Source organism: Kluyvera sp. STS39-E (assembly GCF_040932435.1).
Lineage (GTDB): Bacteria > Pseudomonadota > Gammaproteobacteria > Enterobacterales > Enterobacteriaceae > Kluyvera.
The window spans coordinates 316,049-336,531 of the sequence record NZ_JBFQGA010000006.1 but is presented as its reverse complement, the minus strand read 5'-3'; the positions used below and the strand labels follow the sequence as shown (position 1 = coordinate 336,531).

Sequence of the window (20,483 nt, the reverse complement as noted above, 5' to 3'; positions counted from 1 at the left end):
AAACTCGTTGAGCTGAGGGCCCTTTGTAAACGCGGCGTAGATATTCAACATTAAAGCTACTCTCTGATTTTTTTATGCTAAAGTTTTGTATCGATTATCCGACGAGTAGCGTTTCCCATGTAAAGATTTTCTCTTTTAACAGTGCTTATTTTCCGCGTTGCCCTTGGGCTGCGTGGGCTTCTGTTATTTAAGATGAGAATCTACTTACATGAACACACTACTGTTTGCGCTTATTGGCGCATTGCGCAGCCATCGTTGGCTTCGTCTCCTTGGATTTGCCTATATCCTGTCATCGCTGGGCAATGGACTCACTCAGGTCATTATTTTCGGCCAGCTCTTATATTGGCAGGCTTCTCCTGCCACGCTTACCATGGTGTATATGCTGTCGATGCTGCCCGGTTTTATTGGCAGCATTTGGGGCGAGAGACTGTGTAAGAAAACGTCACCATTACGGATCCTGATTTTTGCCGAAATCTTGGGCCTGCTTGCACTTGCTTTTCCCGTGTATGGTTTGCTGCATCATAACGTGCCGGCGCTACTGGTGGTGCAATGTATCGAAGCCCTGCTCAGCGGTATAAGCTACCCAGCGCTGACGCTATTGTTCAAACGAGGATTACGCCATGATGAACTTCCAGCGGCAACGGCCATGGAAACCATCATTTTTGCGTCACAGGTGCTGTTGGGGACCGGCTTGGGCGTTCTTCTGTTTGGCCTGATCGATACGTTGCATCTGCTTGCCATTGATGCCCTTAGTTTTGTGGCTTCTGCAATTTTGATTATGATGTCTGCCGCGGCTTTTCGCACAGCAGAAACCCAGCCAACAGAGGCTATGCCGGGCCGACAGGAGCCACTCTGGCGCGCCATATCCCCCTCGCAAAAAAGAACCATTATGCTGTTACCCGCGCTTGCCGCAGTTGGTGCGCCTGCGATGGCGCTCTTGCCTGCGCTGGCACAAGAAATCAGACCTGAAGATTCTGCCGGGCTGGCCTTACCGCTTCTTTTTGCGCGAAGCCTTGGGCAGCTTTGCGGGCCGCTGATGCTTGATGCCCGTAAATTACAGCTGTATGCCGTGAATAACAGGATATTGCTCGCATGTCTGGGTATATTTATTGGATGCTATTTTTTATTACCGCTATCCGCCGGATATTCTTACATTGGGCTGATTCTGATTTTCAGTGCGCATATGGCATCGAATATTGTATTTGCATTGGGCACGTTTGGCATTCTCGGAAACTTTCCCCAGACACAGGTTGCAAAAGCCAGCGCGATGTCATGGCGAGCGCAGGTACTGGCCGCCACTGTCTTCACCGGTATAACCAGTGCGATGGCGCATTACTTTGGCGCATTTAACGCGCTTTATTGTATGTTGCCGTTCAGTCTGGGAATCGTAGGGGTTTTACTCTGGCTGAATCGAACGAAAGCGCCAAATAATGTGAACCTACGTCTTCGCGAGTAAAGAGCATCTGCCGTCGATCCTGCTTGCCAACCAATGGTTGGCAAGCTTTTTATCTCAACGCGTCTACTTCAGGCTTACAGAGATGAAAGTCCGCTGCGAGCGAGGAGCGAACGTTGAGGCATCTAATAAATCGTCTCAATTTTCAACGTTTCTTACCCTTAATGTCCTGATTAGCAAATCATATAAACTATCCACAGCTGAAGAGCCCTGAGAGGCACGACTTCTGAACAATGCTACTTCCATAGGTTCAAGGGGCCCCAAAAAATGTTCACTGCCAAGAACTTGTAAATGGGGTGGCACGCTGCACTGGGTCAGAACGGCAACAGCTAGGCCACTTTCTACTGCTGTAATTTGTCCCGACAGACTGGAGCTGTTATAGACCACCTTATATCTACGCCCCTGTAATGCTAATGCATTGATAGCACTACGCTTAGCAAGGCTCGCGCTTTCATATACCGCAATGGGTAATGGATCACGCCTCCAGACCTCAAATTGCGGAGAACCTACCCACACCATCGGTTCATAAAATAATAACGAGCCTTGGCTGGGATGTTCCCGTGAGACCAAGGCCAAATCGAGATCGCCGCTCTCAACGCGAGGAATTAACGAAGTTGATTGTTCACAACTCAGTTCGATCTCGACTGACCCGAAGTTAGGCGCAAATCTCTTCAGCGCAGGTGTAAGGTATTTTGCTGCATAATCATCAGGGACACCTAAACGAATACGCCCTGTTAACTCCTTACCGTGGAATGCCGCCTGCGTTTCAGCATGAAGGTCGAGCATCCTTCGGGCATAACCCAACAGTTTTTGTCCTTCAGACGTGAGTTGATGTTGACGAGGACCGCGAAGTAAAAGTTGGCACCCTAACGCGGATTCCAACTTTTTAAGCTGCATGCTGACCGCAGACTGCGAGCGATGGACTTCAGGTGCCGCAGCCGAAAGCGATCCCGCGTCCACTACCGCGACAAAGCATTTGAGCCAGTCCATTTGTAGGTCTTGATTATGCACTCAGGAACCTTGTATTCGATTATCAAATATTAACATCAATTATTATGCGTTTTTATCGATTCTACAACGCTGTCATAGTGGCTGCCTGTTTGCTTTTGATCAGGAGGACCCAAATGACGTTTCGAGAGCCCGATTTGTCTCAACTTAGCCATTCACTGATTTGGTCTGGTTTTCGGCAGCTTATCCCGGTTTCATTATTTGTCGCTGTTTTTGGTGCCGCTTTTGGCCTAGCCGCATCCCAGAAAGGAATGGATCAGACCTCGGCCGCAATGATGAGCTTGTTGGTATTTGCCGGTTATGCACAATTCGCAGCGTTAGAGCTTTGGACGCCTCATATTCCTGTAATAACGCTAATAGCCACCGTCTTTGCCATTAATGCCAGGCATCTGTTGATGGGGGCCACCTTATATCCGTGGTTGCGCTCTTTAACACCCGCTAAACGCTACGGAATCATGATGGTTGCATCCGATGCTAACTGGGCTATGTCCATTCAGGCATTCAGCAGGGGAAAAGCAGGCCTGGGATTGCTCTTTGGCGGCGGTCTTGCGTTATGGCTTTTTTGGGTAGTAGGGACTCTTGTAGGACTGTATTTCGGTAATGCTATCCAGGAGCCTAAAAACTATGGTCTTGACATGGTCATGGGATGTTTTCTCCTTTCCATGGTGTTCGAAGGAGAAAGAAATCTAAGAATATTTTGTATCTGGGCCGTAGCGGCCGGAGCTTCGCTGATTGCTTATAAATGGTTACCAGAAAATAGCCACGTGATCACCGGAGCCCTCGCCGGAGGCATCACTGGAATCATCATGAGAGATAAAAAATGAGTATTGAGACGGTAGGTTTTGGGTCTCTGATTATTATCATTATAATGGCCTTGGTCACTCTTGCTACCCGATGGGGTGGCGTCTGGGTTATGTCTTTTGTTCCTTTTAATAACAGAATAAAAGCCTTTATTCAGGGCATGTCAGGTTCTGTGCTCGTTGCGATTTTAGCCCCCGTGGCTCTTACAGGCGACAAAGGTGCTCAGATGGCATTATTAACCACCGCTATTTTAATACTGGTTTTAAAAAGGCCTTTGATTGCTATCACTTTTGGGATTGTCGTTTCAGCGCTGGTCAGATATTTTTGGCCAGTCTAAGCCCAATAAATACACTGATGCATTTAAGCGAAATCTATGAGTTTAAAGCCGCGTACAATCGTTTTAATCCCCGGATTTATGCTGAATGAAATGCTTTGGCATGAATTTGAAACATACCTGCCATCAAACTGTATTGTTCATCATGCACCCGTAACCGAAGGCCAAACAATTCGTGATGTAGCGCGGTATCTGATTACTCTTCTGCCTGAAAAGTTTTCTTTAATAGGTTTTTCGATTGGAGGATACATTGCCCGACAACTGGCAGCAGAATTCCCTGAACGCGTGGAGTCCTTAGTACTTATTGCCAGTTCCTTACGGGAAGATACGCCGTTAGAGGCTGAAGCAAAGCGGCAAAGTGTACAGTCACTGCCCCCGACAACATTTAAGGGGTTGAGCAGCTATGCTATTGCCCGGTCACTCCACCCTCTAAACGCATCAAATCAGGATATGATTTCAGCTATCCAGAAAATGGGATGCTCTCTGGGATTTGAAGCCTTTATCATGCAATCATCATTATCTAGGCAAGGTATACCTTCATCAGCAACGATATGTTGTCCAACGCTGATTATCGCTAGTGAAGATGATGCTATCCGTTCGATGAAGGAGGCAGAAGAGTTGGTCGAAGCCATACCTTATGCATCGTTAAGAATCATTCGGGGTTGCGGTCATATGATCCCGCTCGAACAGCCCGGGGAGTTGGCAAGAATAATTGCTGAATGGATCCCGGCTACGTGAATTATTAGGTGTTTATCCCTCAAATTTCCTAGCTTATTGCATCAGGGTAAGGTCCACTCCTGGCACGGAACGGGCATTCGGACATAGCTAATCTCCGGAGAGTCCAGAACATCTCCCGCCCTCTTCAGCGTGATATTGTCAATATGGATGGATAGATAACAACGGCAGGCGTTAAGCCCGCCATCACTCAGCGGAAAAAGTCATCCACTGAATCACTCCACTCATGGCCGGACACAGACCATACCTTGTTTATTGGAGGAGGAAATCCGCTTCTGCAGTAGCCTTTTTTTCCGACAAAATCGAACACTCCATGCGGATATCCGTTGATAAGGAGTACGCACTTCTGACTGTCTTCAGACCAGCCGATTTTAACGTCAGAAGGAATGTTTCCGTCTGAAATATCCTCGACATTGTATATATGCACGACATCCTGAATCGGGTTTCCTTCAACGGACTCATCGAGCGCGTAGAAATACCCGGTCTGGCCGTCGTCTTCGAATACGGCGGCCAGCATGCCCTCAGGAGCTAGGCTTTTTATCACCTGCGCTTCTCCAACAATGAGCTGTGCCTGTATCGTCACTAAAATCGTCATACCGATTACTCTCCTTTTCCTTGTTGTTTTGTTAGGCAACTTTCTAACTGACAAGCAATTTACCACAACATCCTTGCGATGAATTACAGCCGTAAATTGAGTCTATTCAGTTGACAAGCAATTGCTTTAGAAAGGTCTGCTGTTGGGATGAGGAGGACAGGCATGAAGGGCTAAAAGTGCCCATCGAAGAATTAAGGCAAAGTACAACATCTTCAGGTAATAAATGTGCTTGGCTGCAATAACGTGATTACCGACCCGAAGGCCGGTAATTGCTAACACCGATAAACGTTTACCATGCGTAGGCTTCAGGTGCTTCTCCGCCTGGTCCCGGCCAAATGGTATCCAGCCTTTTGAGCGTGTCGTCTGAAAGGGACAACGTCAGGGCATTGAGATTCTGACGGAGCTGTTCAGCCGTACGCGGGCCGCTGAGCACGGCGCTAACCACGGGGTTTTGCAGCAACCAAGCCAACGCGACGTCTGACGGAGATTCCCCCAAGTCATCGCACAGTGTTTCCCAAGCTTCCAATTGCGGGCGCAGGCGGCTGATTTGCGCCTGCGTTTGCGGCGATGCCCTGCGGCCACCCGCTATTTTCTTCAGAACGCCACCCAGCATGCCCATCCCGACCGGGCTCCAGGGAATAAGGCCAATGCCGTAATGACGCAGTGCCGGAATAACTTCCAGCTCAACCGCACGCTGGGTCAAGTTATACAGACTCTGTTCCGACGCCAGCCCCAGCAGGTTGCGCGCGTCCGCCTTACATTGTGCGGTAGCAATATCCCAGCCTGCAAAGTTACTGCTGCCCACATAGCTGATTTTTCCCTCGCGGATCAGCTGTTCCATGGCCTGCCAGACTTCCTCCCAGGGCGTGTTCCGGTCAATATGGTGCATTTGGTAGAGATCGATATGGTCCGTTTTCAGCCTTTTCAGGCTGGCTTCACAGGCTCGGCGAATATGGTAAGCGGACAGATATTTGTCGTTCGGACCCGTGTCCATCGGCTGGTAGACTTTCGTGGCCAGCACTATTCGGTCACGCTGACCACTGCGCGCCAGCCAGTTACCGATGATCTCTTCGGATATCCCGTAACCCTTTGCCATATCCGGCGATTGCGGCCCGCCATAGACATCCGCGGTATCGAAAAAGTTGATGCCCGCATCCACAGCTTCATCCATGATCCTGAAGCTGGTCGGCTCATCCGTCAGCTCACCGAAATTCATGGTGCCGAGGCCGATGCGGCTCACCCGCAGGCCGGTGCGGCCCAGATGTTTGTAATTCATATCAGATGTTCCTTAACTGAACGCGTTATCGCAGGTTCTTACGGAAAAAGTCGGTTAATTTGTCAAAAGGGATCAGGTCGGTACGGTCATACAGATCGACATGCCCTGCGCCCGGGACGATATACAGCTCTTTAGGCTGACCGGCGCGTTTGAATGCGTCTTCGCTGAACTCTTTTGAATGAGCTTGGTCTCCGGTGATAAACAACATCGGGCGCGGCGAAATAGTTTCAATGTCATTGAACGGATAGAAGTTCATAAATTTGCCAATACTGCTCAGCATCGGTTTTGTGGTCAGTTCTTCTTTCTCGCCCTGCGGGGTGTAGCCGCCGCGTTCTGTGCGGTAGAAATCAAAGAATTCGCGCTGAATTTCCGGCGTGGAGGCATCCAGTTTATTCACGGTGCCGGGAATATACGCGGTCTCTCCCCCTTTGAACTCGCCAAAACGTTGCTCAATGGCCGACTGGATAACGGCCTTACGTTGTTCCAGTGTCTGGGAATGGTTGAGGCCATTACGGAACGCGGACCCCATGTCATACATGCTGACCGTAGCGATGGCTTTCATCCGCGGATCAATCTTCGCGGCGCTGATAACAAAGCTTCCGCTGCCGCAAATGCCCAGCACGCCGATGTTTTCCGGATCAACAAACGGCTGTGTGCTCAGATAATCAACCGCCGCACTGAAATCATCCGCGTAGATCTCCGGTGAAATCAGATGCCCCGGCTTGCCTTCGCTTTCCCCCCAGAACGAGAGATCAATCGCCAGCGTGACAAACCCCTGCTCCGCCAGCTTTTGTGCATACAGATTTGAGCTTTGCTCCTTGACCGCCCCCATTGGGTGACCCACGACGATCGCCGGTTTTTTGCTGTTCTGATTCATCGTCTTCGGCATAAACAGGTTACCGACCACGTTCATCTGATACTGGTTCTTAAAGGTCACTTTCTCCTGCGTCACCTTATCGCTTTTATAAAAATTGTCGGCCCCACGGGACATATCCGCCGCGGAGGCGGCAAACGCACTGATGAACAGCCCCAGCGCCAGCGTAAATTTATTCATGATGGTCTCCTTAACAGGACAAGAGTGATGAAGAGTCTCAGGCAGAGGTGTCTGCACGTGAGGTTAGAAAAATCAGTACGGTGGCAATAATCAGCATCACAGCGCTTGCCAAAAAAGTGATCTCGTAGCCGTGATGGTCGAAAAGCAGGCCGCCCACCGTCGAACCGAGGGCAATGGACAACTGCACCATCGCCACCATCAACCCGCCGCCCGCTTCGGCATTCTGAGGGAAGGTACGCGGAACCCATGCCCACCACCCCACAGGTGCTGCGGTGGAGATCAATCCCCACAGCCCGAGCAGCGCCGTCACGATAGCCACCTGACTGCCGAAGACGGTCAGCGTCAGCGCGGTCATGGCCATCAGGACGGGGATGGCAATCAGGGTCGGGTAGAATCCTCGTTTCAGAACCCTGCTAATAAGCATGGTGCCGATGAAACCCGCGACGCCGATAACCAATAGGAGCTGAGTCACCGTTGCGGCATCCACCCGCGTCACCGTCTCAAGGAAAGGCCGGATGTAGGTGAATAGCGTGAACTGCCCCATAAAGAAGATGCCAACACCCAGCATGCCCAGCGTGACCACACGGCGGCGAAACAGCGTGAAAACGTTGCCGGAACCGGTACTCTGGCGGGTGACTGGCATGGAAGGCAGGCTTGTCAGTTGCCAAACAAATGCGACTATCGCGACCGGCACTAGGCAGAAAAAGGCCCCCCGCCAGCCGATCGCCGCCCCTAGCCAACTGCCCAGAGGCGCGGCCACGACGGTAGCCAGTGCATTGCCGCTGTTGAAAATAGTCAGAGCCAGTGGAACACGGTGCACCGGAACCAACCGCATTGCCGTCGCAGCCGACATCGACCAGAATCCGCCGACCACGATGCCAATCAGAGCCCTGCCCGCCATATAGGTCAGGTAATTGGGTGCCATCGCAATCACGCCACCGGAAACCGCCATAATGGAGGTCAGGCCTAGTAGCAGAGTTTTCCGGTTAAGCGTGCCTGCCAGCACGGAAATAAACAGGCTGGTCACCACGGCAAACGCCCCGGAAATAGCGATGCCCTGCCCGGCCATACCTTCGGTAACCTGCAGGGTCTGCGCTATCGGTGTCAGGAGGCTGACCGGCATAAATTCGGAGGCGATCAGAGCGAAGACGCACAGCGTCATGGCAAAGACGCCACTCCAGTGAGCGGGCGGCTTTCCGCTTCCGGTTCTTTTTGTTCTGTTCTCGTCTGTCTTGTTACTCATTTACGACTTTCTTTTCAGTGGTTAACGTTGACTTTTTCATCGCATTATTGTTACCAATATGCAGCGGGTTAACTAGCTAATGAATCCTTAATGACCTTATAAGTAAAACTTATAAATAGACCGGAAACGAACATGCCCAGACGCAATCTCAACGATTTACTCTCTTTCATCACCGTAGCGCGGGAAGGCAGCTTTACGCGCGCTGCCGCGCAGCTTGGGGTGACTCAACCGGCGCTGAGCCAGGCGATTTCCGGACTGGAAGAACGGATGCAAATCCGCCTGCTGACCCGGACCACCCGCAGCGTGTCGGTGACGACCGCCGGGGAGCGTCTGTTGCAGTCGGTGGGCCATCGTATTGATGAGATTGAAGCCGAACTGGACATGCTGACGGCATTGCGTGATAAGCCTGCGGGAACCGTCCGTATTACCTGTGGACCTAATGTCCTGAAAACCACGCTGCTGCCAAAGCTGACGCCGCTGTTACGCGAATATCCGGATATTCATATTGAATTTGACGCCAACCATGGGTTCCGTGACATCGTGGCGGATCGTTTTGATGCTGGTGTGAGGCTTGGAGACACCATCGACAAGGACATGATAGCGGTGCCCATCGGCCCAAAACTGCGCATGGCGGCTGTCGCTTCTCCTGAGTATTTTGCCCGGTGCACCGCCCCTCAGACGCCACGCGATCTTATGCAACATTGCTGCATTAATGAGCGAATGGTTCAATCAGGGAAGATTTACGCCTGGGAATTTGAGCAAGAAAGCGGCAAGTTTCACGTTCGGGTTGAAGGGCAATTGACGTTTAATACATCAGAACACGTCGTTGATGCTGCGCTTGCTGGGCTCGGGATTGCTTTTTTACCTGAGGAGGAGTTCGGCACGCATTTGCGGGAAGGAAAACTGATCCGGGTGCTTGAAGAATGGTGTCGGCCTTTTCCCGGTTACTATCTTTATTACCCCAGCCGTAAACAGCCCTCCCCGGCCTTTTCACTCGTTGTGGATGCATTGCGCATTAACCGGAAAATTTAACGCTGAATTATCGGGCCAATATTTCCAGAATGGATATGAATGCCCTACTAGGTACTGACTGGCCCAGCCCTTCAGGACTATTTTTAATAAAGGAGTTCGCATGCTAAAGGTCATCGCCGAAGATTTTATCAAACCCGAGTGCGTCGACACGGTTCTGCCTTTATACCGCGAACTCATCGCGGCAACGAAGAAAGAGCCGCTGTGTATTGCTTATGATTTATACCGGGATGAAAAGGATCCCGGACATTTTATTTTCATTGAAGAATGGCCTGACCGAACAGCGCTCGATGCACACTGTGCCAGCGAGCATTTTACTCGGCTAGTTCCTTTGATTGATCAATATGCACGTAAAGCGGCGCAGTATATTCTGATGGATGGTCGAGTGTAGCCGGAGAGATAAAGTTTGCTTCTTGGTGCGGTGGGGATGAGTTATTTGAGCTGAAGGTCTGCTTTGAGCGAAGAGCAGACATCATTGACCAAGGAATCATGAATATTATTATCTCCTAGGCTTATTAAATAGACTTAGGGAGAACTGGTGTTGGGCTGGAAATTACACATCGGCTTTCTTTTGGTCATCATCATTGGGTTTGTACTATTTGGTTTCATTTCTTCACTCCAGCAACGGCAGTGAAATGTTCGTCACCCTTGCAGCAGGCCATCCATGAAACACAAAAACCCGCTCAGGGCGGGTTTTTTATCACGTTCACTTATCTGCTCAGGCCAGTGCCGTCATCGCTGTCGTAAGCGTCTGTGTCGTTATCGGCAATTAAAGCGCGACAACATTTCCGGCAGCCGGACCTTTGGCACCATTCTCAATCGAGAACTCAACCTTCTGGCCTTCGTCGAGAGTTTTGTAATCGTTGCTCTGAATGGCAGAGAAATGAACAAAAACATCTTTGCTGCCGTCAGATGGCGTAATGAAGCCGAAACCTTTGTCAGAATTAAACCATTTTACTAAACCAGTCATTTTATTAGACATAGATACTTCCTTTAATTTTCTTGAGCCACACGTTGTGGCGAACATGGCCTGCTTGCAGATGAGGACTTATTGGGCACTTAGGAGGAGGCTCATGCAGAAGAGTATCTAAGGATAACGCTTGAAATGAGGACTGCTTTACTAAAACTGCTTTCATAAGGTCTGTATGCCAAACCGATGATGCATCTTGGACTCATATCAGTTGATAAGCAAGATTATTTTTGTCAGTAATCTGTTGGGGAAACTTACAATTCAAAGGGACAGTAATCTTAAAAGCCCTGACCATTGCAGCCAGGGCTTTTAAGGTACTACAGACTTCAGATTTAACATTAATGGACTTAATAAAGTGATACTGCTATTTATACTGCTTTCAAATGTACCCGTTCACTACAGATAATATTGGGCATCAATACTAAAAAGCCTCCCTCTATTTATCTAGTTATACACCGCCTACGCTTTAAAAATCTAAGCGCGGCAACTTAAACAAGCACATCCCCCATCGCGACATATACTCTTTGATGCGTTGCCCTTTGCTGATACGGTTACCATCAAAAACGAAACTGTCAGCATAAACTAAAAAAAACAAGGCCTTACATCGTCGCACTAACACTACCATTTTGCGAATCAGCACAATCACTACGAGGCCTGAAAGCTAACTACATCCCAAACAACAAACTTCGTGGCCTGTGAAGCAAAATGGCTTAACCCAGAACTTCTTTCTATTTACTAACCGACTAACCACTTTCATTGTGCTGCTGAGTACTAATTTACTTATTTAAGATTTGTGGTCAATACTGTTTTTTAAAACATGTTTTTATTAACAGCGATAGTGACTATGCGGCATCCCGTTACTCATTGTACCGCTCTACTAGCAACCGTCTGCTATTTGCACTTAACGGGCATAATAAATCCGAAGAGGTGCGACGCAACATTAGTGTTCATATTTATTTCACCTGCAACAAATCACCGAATCTTGTCGTGTATCGTGGCGACAACATGTCCCTTTTCATTTGCCACTCTTGCTGAGTGCCCTGCCCGGCAAAATACAAGGTTCCCCGCCCGGCCTTCGCGTTGAGCTGATCCAAAACCTTCATTAGCTGAGCGCTCTTTTTCCGTGGCGGGCGCTCATCAAACAGGTCGAGCTGAGCCACACCTTGGCTGAAAAAGTCACCTAGCATCACCCCTGCTTTCTGGTATCTGTGGCCATTTTCCCATATCGCATCTAGGCAGCGGATGGCTGCCTCAACAATATCTCTGGTATCCCGAGTGGGAGTGAGCAATTTCACGGAGCCGCTGTTCCCGTAATACGACTCCCTAACGGCGAATGGCGACGTTTTGACAAACGCAGAAATAAACCGGCAGTACTGGTGCTCGCCACGCAATTTTTCTGCAGCCCGTATCGCGTAGCTACAAATGGCCTGCCGCATCTGCTCGTACTGAGTGATGCGTTCTCCAAACGATCGGGAGCAGACAATTTCCTGCTTTTCTGGCGCAAACTCTTCCAGTTCGAGGCACGGCTCGCCACGGAGTTCTCGCACCGTCCGTTCGAGGGTCACGTTGAAGTGCTTCCTGATAAAACGGATGTCGGTATCCGCCAGTTGGAGCACGGTTTTGATGCCCATCGCTTCAAGCTTTTTGCTGATACGCCGCCCAACGCCCCACACTTCATCGATAGGTAAAAGCGCCATTAATTTCCGCTGACGTTCTACATTTGACAGGTCGACAACTCCGCCAGTCTGGTGCTGCCACTGCTTCGCAGCGTGGTTGGCCAGCTTTGCTAGCGTTTTGGTTGGCGCAATACCTACCCCAACGGTGAGGTGTGTTCGCTTAAACACGGTTGCGCGAATTTCTTTGCCAAAATCGGTCAGGTCCCGGCAATTTCTGACGCCGGTCAGGTCGCAAAATGATTCGTCAATTGAATATATCTCGCAGCGCGGCAACATCTCTTCCAGCGTGGTCATCAATCGCAGACTCATATCGGCGTAAAGCTCATAGTTACTCGAAAAAAAGTGGATTCTTTGCGGAAACCGGACATCTTTAAGCCTGAACCAAGGCGTTCCCATTTTGATCCCCAGCGCCTTAGCTTCCGTGCTGCGAGCAATAACGCAGCCGTCGTTGTTGCTCAGGACACAGACTGGTTTCCCTTTGAGATCAGGGCGAAAGACCATTTCACAGGAGGCGTAGAAGCTGTTCGCATCCACCAAGGCAAACATACTTAACCTCTGATTTTGATAATGCTGGTGACGACGCCAAAGATATCAAGAATACCCTCACTGCCGATGACTATCGGGCTGTAGGCTTCATTCATCGGATTCAATTGAACAACGGGATGCAGTTGTAGCTGTTTGACGGTGAACTCTCCGTCCACGGCCGCAATAACAATGTCCCCCTGCTTTGCCGTTAGAGAACTGTCGATGACCAGAAGATCGCCCGACGCAATCCCGCCATCAATCATGCTATCGCCAGCCGCTTTGACGAAATAGGTCGCCGACGGATGCTGCACGAGTAGTTCGTTGAGATCGATGCGCCGTTCGACGTAGTCTTGCGCCGGGCTTGGAAAGCCACAGGAAACGGTAGTGCCATACAACGGCAACGCGATAACGTCGCGCTGCTCAGAGAATGTGAAAAACTGCATGATAATCACCCAATGCATATACTGTACATTTATACAGTATATGCATTGGCCGTTGGCAGCAAGTCCCCGGCGGATAAATCTGCCGAGGCTAGGCAACGCCTGTCGTTGTCTCTCCTACGCTACGACGTTGTCATTCAAGGAAAAGCACACTGAAAACCATTAACCTAGAATAGAAAAAATTAATGCGGATAAATCTGACCAAACGATAACCTGCAGCGAAACCCGCAATATCCGCCTTAAATCAAAACCACTTCCAAGCGAGTTGGGGCTGTCATCCCACCCTATTATCGGCAAAGACATTCATTCTTTATCGCCCTCGGCCTGCATTCCACCTTGAAATAATATGTTAACTTAATTGCTTGTTATCAATGATGTTATCTGTAAACTGTCTTTCCATATCATCTGCAAAACTAATATTGATACTTTCTCGTTGCGAATAACATCAGAGCGTTACTCGCCAAGCTTTAATCATAAAAAATAAAAACCATGTGGTTTAATGTTACAAATGAAAAAAAATCCAACAGAAAAGAAAAATAAAGACTCATTTATTACGTCTCGTTACATAATACTCTGTATCGGTATTCTTTTTTGCCTTGCCGTTTTGCTGATCCGCGTGGCGGATTTACAGTTTTTAAACCATCCAATGCTGGCTCGCGAAGCAGATCAGCGTTCATTACGAACCGTTGAGCTGCCAACAAACCGAGGAACGTTAGAGGATCGCAACGGTGAAGCCTTAGCGATGAGCGTCCCTTCTCGCGATGTGATTGCCGATCCGGTGAAAATCGTCGAGGCGAGCCCCAACTTCCACGACCCCAAATGGCAATATCTGGCCTCTGCGCTCAACACCACCACCGATGAAATTGCCAATAAGATTTACCAGAATGCACACCGGCATTTTCTGTTTCTCGACAGAAAAGTGGAGCTTGGGATCGCCAAAGATGTGGAAAATCTGCATATAAAAGGAATCAGCGAAGTCTATAACGACAGTCGTTACTATCCGATGGGAGAAGCCGCCGCGCCGTTGCTGGGTATCGTGGGTGCCGATAACTCAGGGTTAAACGGTGTGGAAAAAGGCTATGACAATATTCTGCAAGGCGAGCCGGGAAAAGAGATCTACCGCAAAGACGCCTCCGGCGGCATTATCAACGTGCTCGATTACGATGCGCCGAAGCAGCCGCCGACCGTACAGCTGAGCATTGATAAATTTGATCAATACACGATGTACAGCAAACTGCGCGAAGGGGTGTTGTTGAATAAGGCAGACTCCGGCGCGGCGGTGTTGGTGAAAATTGATACCGGCGAAATCCTTGCGATGGCCTCTTACCCTTCGTACAACCCTAATAATTTTGACAACGCGACTCAAACGCAGATGCGCGATGTGGCCATTAACGACAGCTTTGAGCCCGGCTCAACGGTTAAGCCTTTGGTGATTATTGAAGGGCTGGAGCGGCATATTATTCAGCCCGATACGCTGCTGAATACCACGCCGTATCGCGTTAACGGGCACCTGATCCGCGATGTCGGTCATTGGCCGCAGCTCACGCCGACCGGCATTTTACAAAAATCGAGCGATATCGGGGTGTCTCATATTGCGCTGGCGATGCCGGCACAAGCGCTGGTCGATACCTACCATGCCTTCGGTCTAGGAAAACCAACCGGGCTTGGGCTGAGCGGCGAAAGCGTAGGTTATTTCCCACTCCATCGTCAGCAGTGGGCAGATATCGAACGAGCCACCTTCTCCTTCGGCTACGGTCTACGCGTGACACCGCTACAAATTGCGCGCGAATACGCCACGATGGGTTCGTACGGTATTTACCGCCCGCTGTCGATAACCAAAGTGACGCCACCGGTAATAGGCCAACAGGTTGCCGACCCAGCGATTGTGAAAACCGTCGTCCGTATGATGGAAAGCGATGTTTTGCCCGGCGGGAGCGGCGTGAGAGCGGCGGTGCCGGGATATCGTCTGGCGACCAAAACCGGTACGGCTGAAAAGCTTGGCGATAGCGGAAAGTATGACGGCGGCTACGTGAACTATACCGCAGGCGTAGCCCCGGTGAGCCATCCTGAGGTCGCACTGGTGGTGGTGGTTAACAACCCAACGGCGGGCACGCACTTTGGGGGATCGGTGGCAGCCCCGATATTTGGCAATATTATGGGTCCGGTGCTGAAAAATATGAATATTGCGCCGGATGCATTGCAGTAATGCCATGCCTGATGGCGCTTCGCTTATCAGGCCTACATAACACGTAGGCCGGATAAGGCAACGCCGCCATCCGGCAATCTACCGCACTAGCGCCTGACGACGCTGCGCCTATCAGGCCTGCACAACAGCGGTGGTGAGCCGTGATGAGCAGCACAAACGCCCCTGCTCATCGAAGATCTCAATCTGCCAGACCTGATGACGACGCCCAGCGTGCAGCGCTTTACAAACGCCGCGCACCCGGCCGCTGCGCACGGAGCGGATATGGTTGGCGTTGACTTCAAGCCCGACCACCCGATCCTCGCCTTCAGTACACAGATATCCGGCCACGGAACCCATGGTTTCCGCCAGCACCACCGATGCACCACCGTGCAGCAGGCCAAACGGCTGATGCGTGCGATTATCCACCGGCATTGTCGCCTCCAGCGAATCATCGCCGATACGGTCAAACTGGATATCCAGCAGGCCGACCATATTGCCTTCCCCCATCGCATTGAGGGCTTCCAGCGTCACGTGTCGTTTCCAGATCATCCGATAATCTCCAGTAAAGCCTGCAGCGGATGGCGAACCCCGTTACCTTCAACGCGTTTCACCTGGCTACGGCAGGAATAGCCCGTTGCCAGACAGCGATTACGCGGTAGCCGCTGCATAGCCTGATGCCAAGACAGCTCATAGATGCCCAACGAGTTGACGTGATTTTTCACTTCATGACCGTAAGTCCCGGCCATGCCGCAGCAGCCGACACTGACGTTTTCCAGCGTCGCACCAAAGCGCGCAAAGATCGTAGCCCACTGTTTTGGTGCCGTTGGCAGCGCCGTGACCTCAGTACAGTGGCCGAATAGATACCAAGATTCTCCCGCAGGCAGTGTGTTCTCGCGCCCCTCAAGCACCTGCGGCAGCCATTCATGGACCAGCATCACGTTGAAATCACCGCGTTGGTCGCCCAGCACCTGCTTATACTCATCGCGATAACACAGCACTAACGCCGGATCGACGCCGACCATCGGCATACCCAACGCCGCCACCCGATTCAAGTAGTCTGACGTTTTCTGCGCCGTTTTGGTAAAGCGCGTGACGAAGCCCTTAATATGCTGCGCTTTACCGTTTGGCGAGAACGGCAGCAGCACCGGCTGATAGCCTAATTTATCGATAAGACGAATAAAATCAGCAACCACCTGCGCATCGTAGTAGCTGGTAAACGGATCCTGCACCACCAGCACCGTTTGCGCTTTTTGCTCAGGCGTTAACGCTTCTAACTGCTCAAGCGTCAGGTTCGCCGAACGGTGCGTAACCACCTGCTTTTGCAGCGACGGAACCGACAGCATCGGCAAATCCACCATCCCAATGTGTTTTTCTGACAGCTTGCGCACCAGCGGCTGATTCATAAAGAAGTTGAAGGTCTTCGGCGCTCGCGCCATCAGCGGTGCATAGCTTTCGACCGTCGCCACCAGATGATCGCGTACCGGACGCAGATAACGCGTGTGATAAAGCTGCAGGAAGCGGGAGCGGAACTCCGGCACGTCAATTTTGATCGGGCACTGGGTGGAACAGGCTTTACAGGCCAAACAGCCGGACATTGCCTCTTTCACTTCATGCGAGAAATCGTATTCCCCTTTACGGGCATGCCAGCTGTTGCGCGTACGTTCCACCAGCGAACGTAGGCTCGCGCGTTGCTCCGGCAGATCTTTTTCCAGCATTCCGGGGTCAACGCCGCGATCGGCCAGCAACCGCAGCCATTCACGCACCAGCGTCGCACGGCCTTTCGGCGAATGCATACGGTTGTTGGTGATTTTCATCGACGGGCACATTGGGCTTTTGGCATCAAAGTTGAAGCACAGGCCGTTGCCGTTACACTCCATCGCGCCACGCCATGACGAACGCACGCTGACCGGAATCTGCCTGTCGTAGGTGCCGCGTTTCACCGCATCCACCTTCATCATTGGCGCATCAACGCCTTCCGGTGGACAGATTTTCCCCGGGTTCAGACGATTATCCGGATCGAATGCCGCTTTGACTTTCCGCAGTTCGGCGTAAAGCTGCTCGCCAAAGAAGGCCGGACTGTATTCGGCACGGAAGCCTTTACCGTGTTCCCCCCACAGCAGGCCGCCATATTTGGCGGTAAGCGCCACGACGTCATCGGAGATCTGTTTCATTAAGATCTCCTGCTGCGGATCGCACATATCCAGCGCCGGGCGAACATGCAGCACACCGGCATCAACGTGACCAAACATGCCGTAGCTCAGACCGTGGCTATCAAGCAGGCCGCGGAATTCAACGATATAGTCCGCGAGATGCTCCGGCGGCACACAGGTATCTTCGGCAAAGGGAATCGGCTTCGCAGCCCCTTTGGCATTACCGAGCAGGCCAACCGCTTTTTTACGCATCGCGTAAATACGCTCGATACCGTCAAGTTCATTACAACGCTGCCAGCCAATCAGCCCACCTTCATGCTGGGCAATCAACTCGTCCAGACGCTGGCACAACGCGCTCACCTGGCTTTCAATCAGCGCTTCGTCATCGCCCGCAAACTCAACGATATTCAGGCCCAGCATCTCTTTGTCGGGAACATCAGTAATCAGTTCATTGACTGAATGCCAGACAATATCTTCCCGTGCCAGATTCAACACCTTCGAGTCAACCGTCTCAACCGACAGCGCACGGGCTTCAACCATAAACGGCGCATTACGCAGCGCGGAGTCAAAAGAGTCGTATTTGATATTCACCAGACGGCGCACTTTCGGCAGCCGGGTGATGTCCAGACGCGCTTCGGTGATAAACGCCAGCGTCCCTTCCGAACCGGTCAGCACGCGGGTGAGATCAAATTCAGTCATCGCGTCATTAAAGACGTGACGCAGATCGTAACCGGTCAAGAAGCGGTTCAGTTTGGGAAATTTATCAATAATCAGTTGGCGGTTGTCATGGCAGCTGTCAAACACGGTTCTGTAGATTCGCCCCGCCGTCGACTGCTCTTTCGCCATCGTTTCAGCAAGCGTAATGGGAACCGGTTGGGTATCTAGGATATCGCCGCCCAGCAGCACCGCGCGCACACCCAAGACGTGATCGGACGTTTTGCCGTAAACCAATGACCCTTGCCCGGAGGCATCGGTGTTAATCATTCCGCCCAGCGTCGCGCGGTTGCTGGTCGAAAGTTCAGGTGCAAAGAAGTAGCCGTAGGGTTTTAAATATTGATTGAGTTGATCCTTAATCACACCAGCTTCAACGCGCACCCAACCCTCTTCGGGATTGATTTCAATAATGCGGTTCATATAGCGGGACATATCAACGATGATGCCCTGATTCAGCGCCTGACCATTAGTCCCGGTGCCACCGCCGCGCGGGGTAAAGACCAGAGATTGATAGCGTTCTTCGGCTGCAATACGGGCCAACAGCGCAACATCCGCCGTGGAACGTGGAAATATCACCGCATCAGGAAGAAGCTGATAAATACTGTTATCGGTCGCCATCGTCAGCCTGTCGGCGTAGCGTGTCGCGGTATCGCCGGTAAAGCCTTGTTGCTCCAGTGCTTGCAAATAATTCAGCACCAACGGTACTTCGCCAGGTGCTTGGGAAATCAGTGGGATCATTACGATTGACCCTTTTTAGAATTTGGAATGTTGTGTTATTCGCACAAAACTTCACCAGCCATCATAATGACATCAGCCAGCAGCGTTATGTGTATTTATACACGGCACACTTCAAGTTGCAGGTGCGTTGGCTGTGCTCGTTCACCCCAGTCACGTACTTATGTACGCTCTTGGGATTCACTCCCTTGCCGCCTTCCTGAAACTCGAATTATGTTGTGTATATGATTAATCGTTTGCGTCGTGCCATTATGGTTTTATCACATTTTTTCCTTATGCGCCCGGTAGATTTTGCCGCAGAATCAGCGCCGGGAATTTATTGATATTATTATCAATGAACGGATTTATGCCGCGTCAGCGGCCTTTCGAGTGACTGAAGGTAAAGCTTATTTATGAACACGGTTTCTAAACCACGGGATATTCCACAAATACTGCTATCAGTGCTGTTTATTGCACTGATGATCATCGCTTGTTTATGGATTGTTCAGCCGTTTATTCTGGGCTTCGCCTGGGCATCCACTATCGTGATTGCCACCTGGCCCGTGCTGATTTGGTTCCAGCGCCTCCTTTTCGGTCGCCGCTCGCTGGCTGTTCTTGTCATGACGTTGCTACTCTTTTTACTGTTCGTCATACCTATTGCCTTGCTGGTCAACAGCCTCGTTGACGGCAGCACACCGCTTGTTCACGCCATCACCAGCGGAACCCTGACGCTGCCAGATTTTGACTGGTTGAACAGCATTCCATTTATTGGCGCCAAAATGTACAGCGGTTGGCACAGCCTGCTCGATATGGGCGGCAGCGCGTTAATGGCGAAGGTTCGCCCTTACCTCGGCACCACGACCACCTGGTTTGTGGGCCAAGCCGCGCATGTCGGTCGCTTCCTGTTGCACAGCGGCCTGATGCTGTTGTTCAGCGCCCTGCTGTACTGGCAGGGTGAAAAGGTCGCCTTTGGCATGCGCTACTTTGCGACCCGCTTGGCGGCAAAACGTGGCGATGCAGCGGTTCTACTGGCCGGACAGGCTATCCGCGCCGTTGCGTTGGGCGTGGTGGTCACCGCGCTCGTTCAGGCCGTGCTCGGCGGCATTGGTCTCGCTATCTCCGGCGTGCCCTATGCGACACTGTTAACCGTGGTGATGATATTTTCTTGCCTCGTGCAGCTTGGTCCATTAATCGTCCTAGTCCCTTGCATTATCTGGCTCTACTGGACTGGCGATACAACCTGGGGCACTGTGCTGCTGGTTTGGAGCTGCGTGGTGGGGACGATGGATAACGTCATTCGCCCGATGCTTATCCGCATGGGCGCCGACCTGCCGATGATTCTCATCCTCTCTGGCGTTATCGGTGGACTGGTTGCCTTCGGCATGATTGGCCTGTTTATTGGCCCGGTGCTATTGGCCGTCTCCTGGCGTCTGTTTGATGCTTGGCTTCACGAAGTGCCGCCGCCGTCCTCCGACCCGGATCAGGTTCTGGAAGAACTGGCTGAGCTTGAACAGAATAACTATCCCAAACAGTAAGGTCGTCCATTAAGGGGAGTGCTTGTCATGATTCCCCTGACCATTC

Annotated in this window: 18 protein-coding genes; 8 read left to right on the top strand and 10 right to left on the bottom strand. The window is 51.2% G+C overall.

Annotated elements, in window-relative coordinates; translation table 11 throughout:
- The first annotated feature begins 379 nt into the window (after positions 1–379).
- A complete protein-coding gene (locus AB4K05_RS15635; RefSeq protein ID WP_368480847.1) occupies positions 380–1,456 on the top strand; it encodes an MFS transporter in 1,077 nt (358 codons plus the stop codon).
- 135 nt (positions 1,457–1,591) lie between these two features.
- Here the strand turns inward: AB4K05_RS15635 and AB4K05_RS15630 are convergent, their stop codons facing one another.
- Positions 1,592–2,443, bottom strand: a complete 852-nt coding sequence (locus AB4K05_RS15630) for a LysR family transcriptional regulator (RefSeq protein ID WP_368480846.1) — start codon at positions 2,441–2,443, stop codon at positions 1,592–1,594.
- 134 nt (positions 2,444–2,577) lie between these two features.
- Between AB4K05_RS15630 and AB4K05_RS15625 the strand changes: the two genes are divergently transcribed.
- From AB4K05_RS15625 to AB4K05_RS15615, 3 genes are read left to right on the top strand one after another with little or no spacing between them, the layout of a single operon-like run.
- Positions 2,578–3,285: an AzlC family ABC transporter permease gene (locus AB4K05_RS15625; RefSeq protein ID WP_368480845.1), complete on the top strand. Its 708-nt coding sequence runs from the start codon at positions 2,578–2,580 to the stop codon at positions 3,283–3,285.
- A complete protein-coding gene (locus AB4K05_RS15620) occupies positions 3,282–3,599 on the top strand; it encodes an AzlD family protein (protein ID WP_368480844.1) in 318 nt (105 codons plus the stop codon). The genes AB4K05_RS15625 and AB4K05_RS15620 overlap by 4 nt, the downstream gene beginning before the upstream one ends.
- Before the next feature lie 36 nt (positions 3,600–3,635).
- Positions 3,636–4,334, top strand: coding sequence for an alpha/beta fold hydrolase (locus AB4K05_RS15615; protein ID WP_368480843.1), 699 nt, complete (start codon positions 3,636–3,638; stop codon positions 4,332–4,334).
- Between the two features lie 187 nt (positions 4,335–4,521).
- Here AB4K05_RS15615 and AB4K05_RS15610 read toward each other — a convergent pair whose 3' ends face one another.
- The 4 genes from AB4K05_RS15610 to AB4K05_RS15595 all read right to left on the bottom strand — a co-directional run bounded on the left by AB4K05_RS15610 (position 4,522) and on the right by AB4K05_RS15595 (position 8,499).
- A complete protein-coding gene (locus AB4K05_RS15610; RefSeq protein WP_368480842.1) occupies positions 4,522–4,926 on the bottom strand; it encodes a DUF2251 domain-containing protein in 405 nt (134 codons plus the stop codon).
- 289 nt (positions 4,927–5,215) lie between these two features.
- A complete protein-coding gene (locus tag AB4K05_RS15605; RefSeq protein ID WP_368480841.1) occupies positions 5,216–6,202 on the bottom strand; it encodes an aldo/keto reductase in 987 nt (328 codons plus the stop codon).
- A 25-nt stretch (positions 6,203–6,227) separates the two neighbouring features.
- A complete protein-coding gene (locus AB4K05_RS15600) occupies positions 6,228–7,256 on the bottom strand; it encodes an alpha/beta hydrolase (protein WP_368480840.1) in 1,029 nt (342 codons plus the stop codon).
- A gap of 37 nt (positions 7,257–7,293) precedes the next feature.
- A complete protein-coding gene (locus AB4K05_RS15595) occupies positions 7,294–8,499 on the bottom strand; it encodes an MFS transporter (protein WP_368480839.1) in 1,206 nt (401 codons plus the stop codon).
- Between the two features lie 132 nt (positions 8,500–8,631).
- On the opposite strand from AB4K05_RS15595, the gene AB4K05_RS15590 reads away from it, so the two are divergent.
- The gene (locus tag AB4K05_RS15590; RefSeq protein WP_368480838.1) at positions 8,632–9,531 is read left to right on the top strand and encodes a LysR family transcriptional regulator; all 900 of its coding nucleotides are present in this window, start codon (positions 8,632–8,634) and stop codon (positions 9,529–9,531) included.
- Between the two features lie 100 nt (positions 9,532–9,631).
- Positions 9,632–9,919, top strand: a complete 288-nt coding sequence (locus AB4K05_RS15585; protein WP_368480837.1) for a putative quinol monooxygenase — start codon at positions 9,632–9,634, stop codon at positions 9,917–9,919.
- A gap of 378 nt (positions 9,920–10,297) precedes the next feature.
- On the opposite strand, the gene cspG is transcribed toward AB4K05_RS15585, so the two are convergent.
- From cspG to umuD, 3 genes are all read right to left on the bottom strand, one after another.
- Positions 10,298–10,510 (bottom strand): cold shock protein CspG, encoded by a 213-nt coding sequence (gene cspG / locus AB4K05_RS15580; RefSeq protein WP_224234541.1) that lies wholly within the window; start codon positions 10,508–10,510, stop codon positions 10,298–10,300.
- 941 nt (positions 10,511–11,451) lie between these two features.
- Entirely contained in the window at positions 11,452–12,720 is a 1,269-nt protein-coding gene (locus AB4K05_RS15575) for a Y-family DNA polymerase (protein WP_368480836.1), read from the bottom strand.
- A 2-nt stretch (positions 12,721–12,722) separates the two neighbouring features.
- The gene (gene umuD, locus AB4K05_RS15570) at positions 12,723–13,142 is read right to left on the bottom strand and encodes a translesion error-prone DNA polymerase V autoproteolytic subunit (protein WP_368480835.1); all 420 of its coding nucleotides are present in this window, start codon (positions 13,140–13,142) and stop codon (positions 12,723–12,725) included.
- 496 nt (positions 13,143–13,638) lie between these two features.
- On the opposite strand from umuD, the gene AB4K05_RS15565 reads away from it, so the two are divergent.
- Positions 13,639–15,345 carry a penicillin-binding transpeptidase domain-containing protein gene (locus AB4K05_RS15565; RefSeq protein WP_368480834.1) on the top strand — a complete coding sequence of 569 codons (1,707 nt, stop codon included), beginning with the start codon at positions 13,639–13,641 and terminating at the stop codon, positions 15,343–15,345.
- A 111-nt stretch (positions 15,346–15,456) separates the two neighbouring features.
- Here the strand turns inward: AB4K05_RS15565 and menI are convergent, their stop codons facing one another.
- Both menI and AB4K05_RS15555 read right to left on the bottom strand, forming a co-directional pair.
- Positions 15,457–15,873 carry a 1,4-dihydroxy-2-naphthoyl-CoA hydrolase gene (menI, locus tag AB4K05_RS15560; RefSeq protein WP_368480833.1) on the bottom strand — a complete coding sequence of 139 codons (417 nt, stop codon included), beginning with the start codon at positions 15,871–15,873 and terminating at the stop codon, positions 15,457–15,459.
- Positions 15,870–18,926 (bottom strand): FAD-binding and (Fe-S)-binding domain-containing protein, encoded by a 3,057-nt coding sequence (locus tag AB4K05_RS15555; RefSeq protein WP_368480832.1) that lies wholly within the window; start codon positions 18,924–18,926, stop codon positions 15,870–15,872. Before AB4K05_RS15555 ends, menI begins: the two co-directional genes overlap by 4 nt.
- Positions 18,927–19,315: 389 nt before the next feature.
- Here AB4K05_RS15555 and ydiK point away from each other — a divergent pair, with 389 nt between their 5' ends.
- Positions 19,316–20,437 (top strand): AI-2E family transporter YdiK, encoded by a 1,122-nt coding sequence (gene ydiK, locus AB4K05_RS15550; RefSeq protein ID WP_368480831.1) that lies wholly within the window; start codon positions 19,316–19,318, stop codon positions 20,435–20,437.
- Positions 20,438–20,483 lie beyond the last annotated feature (46 nt).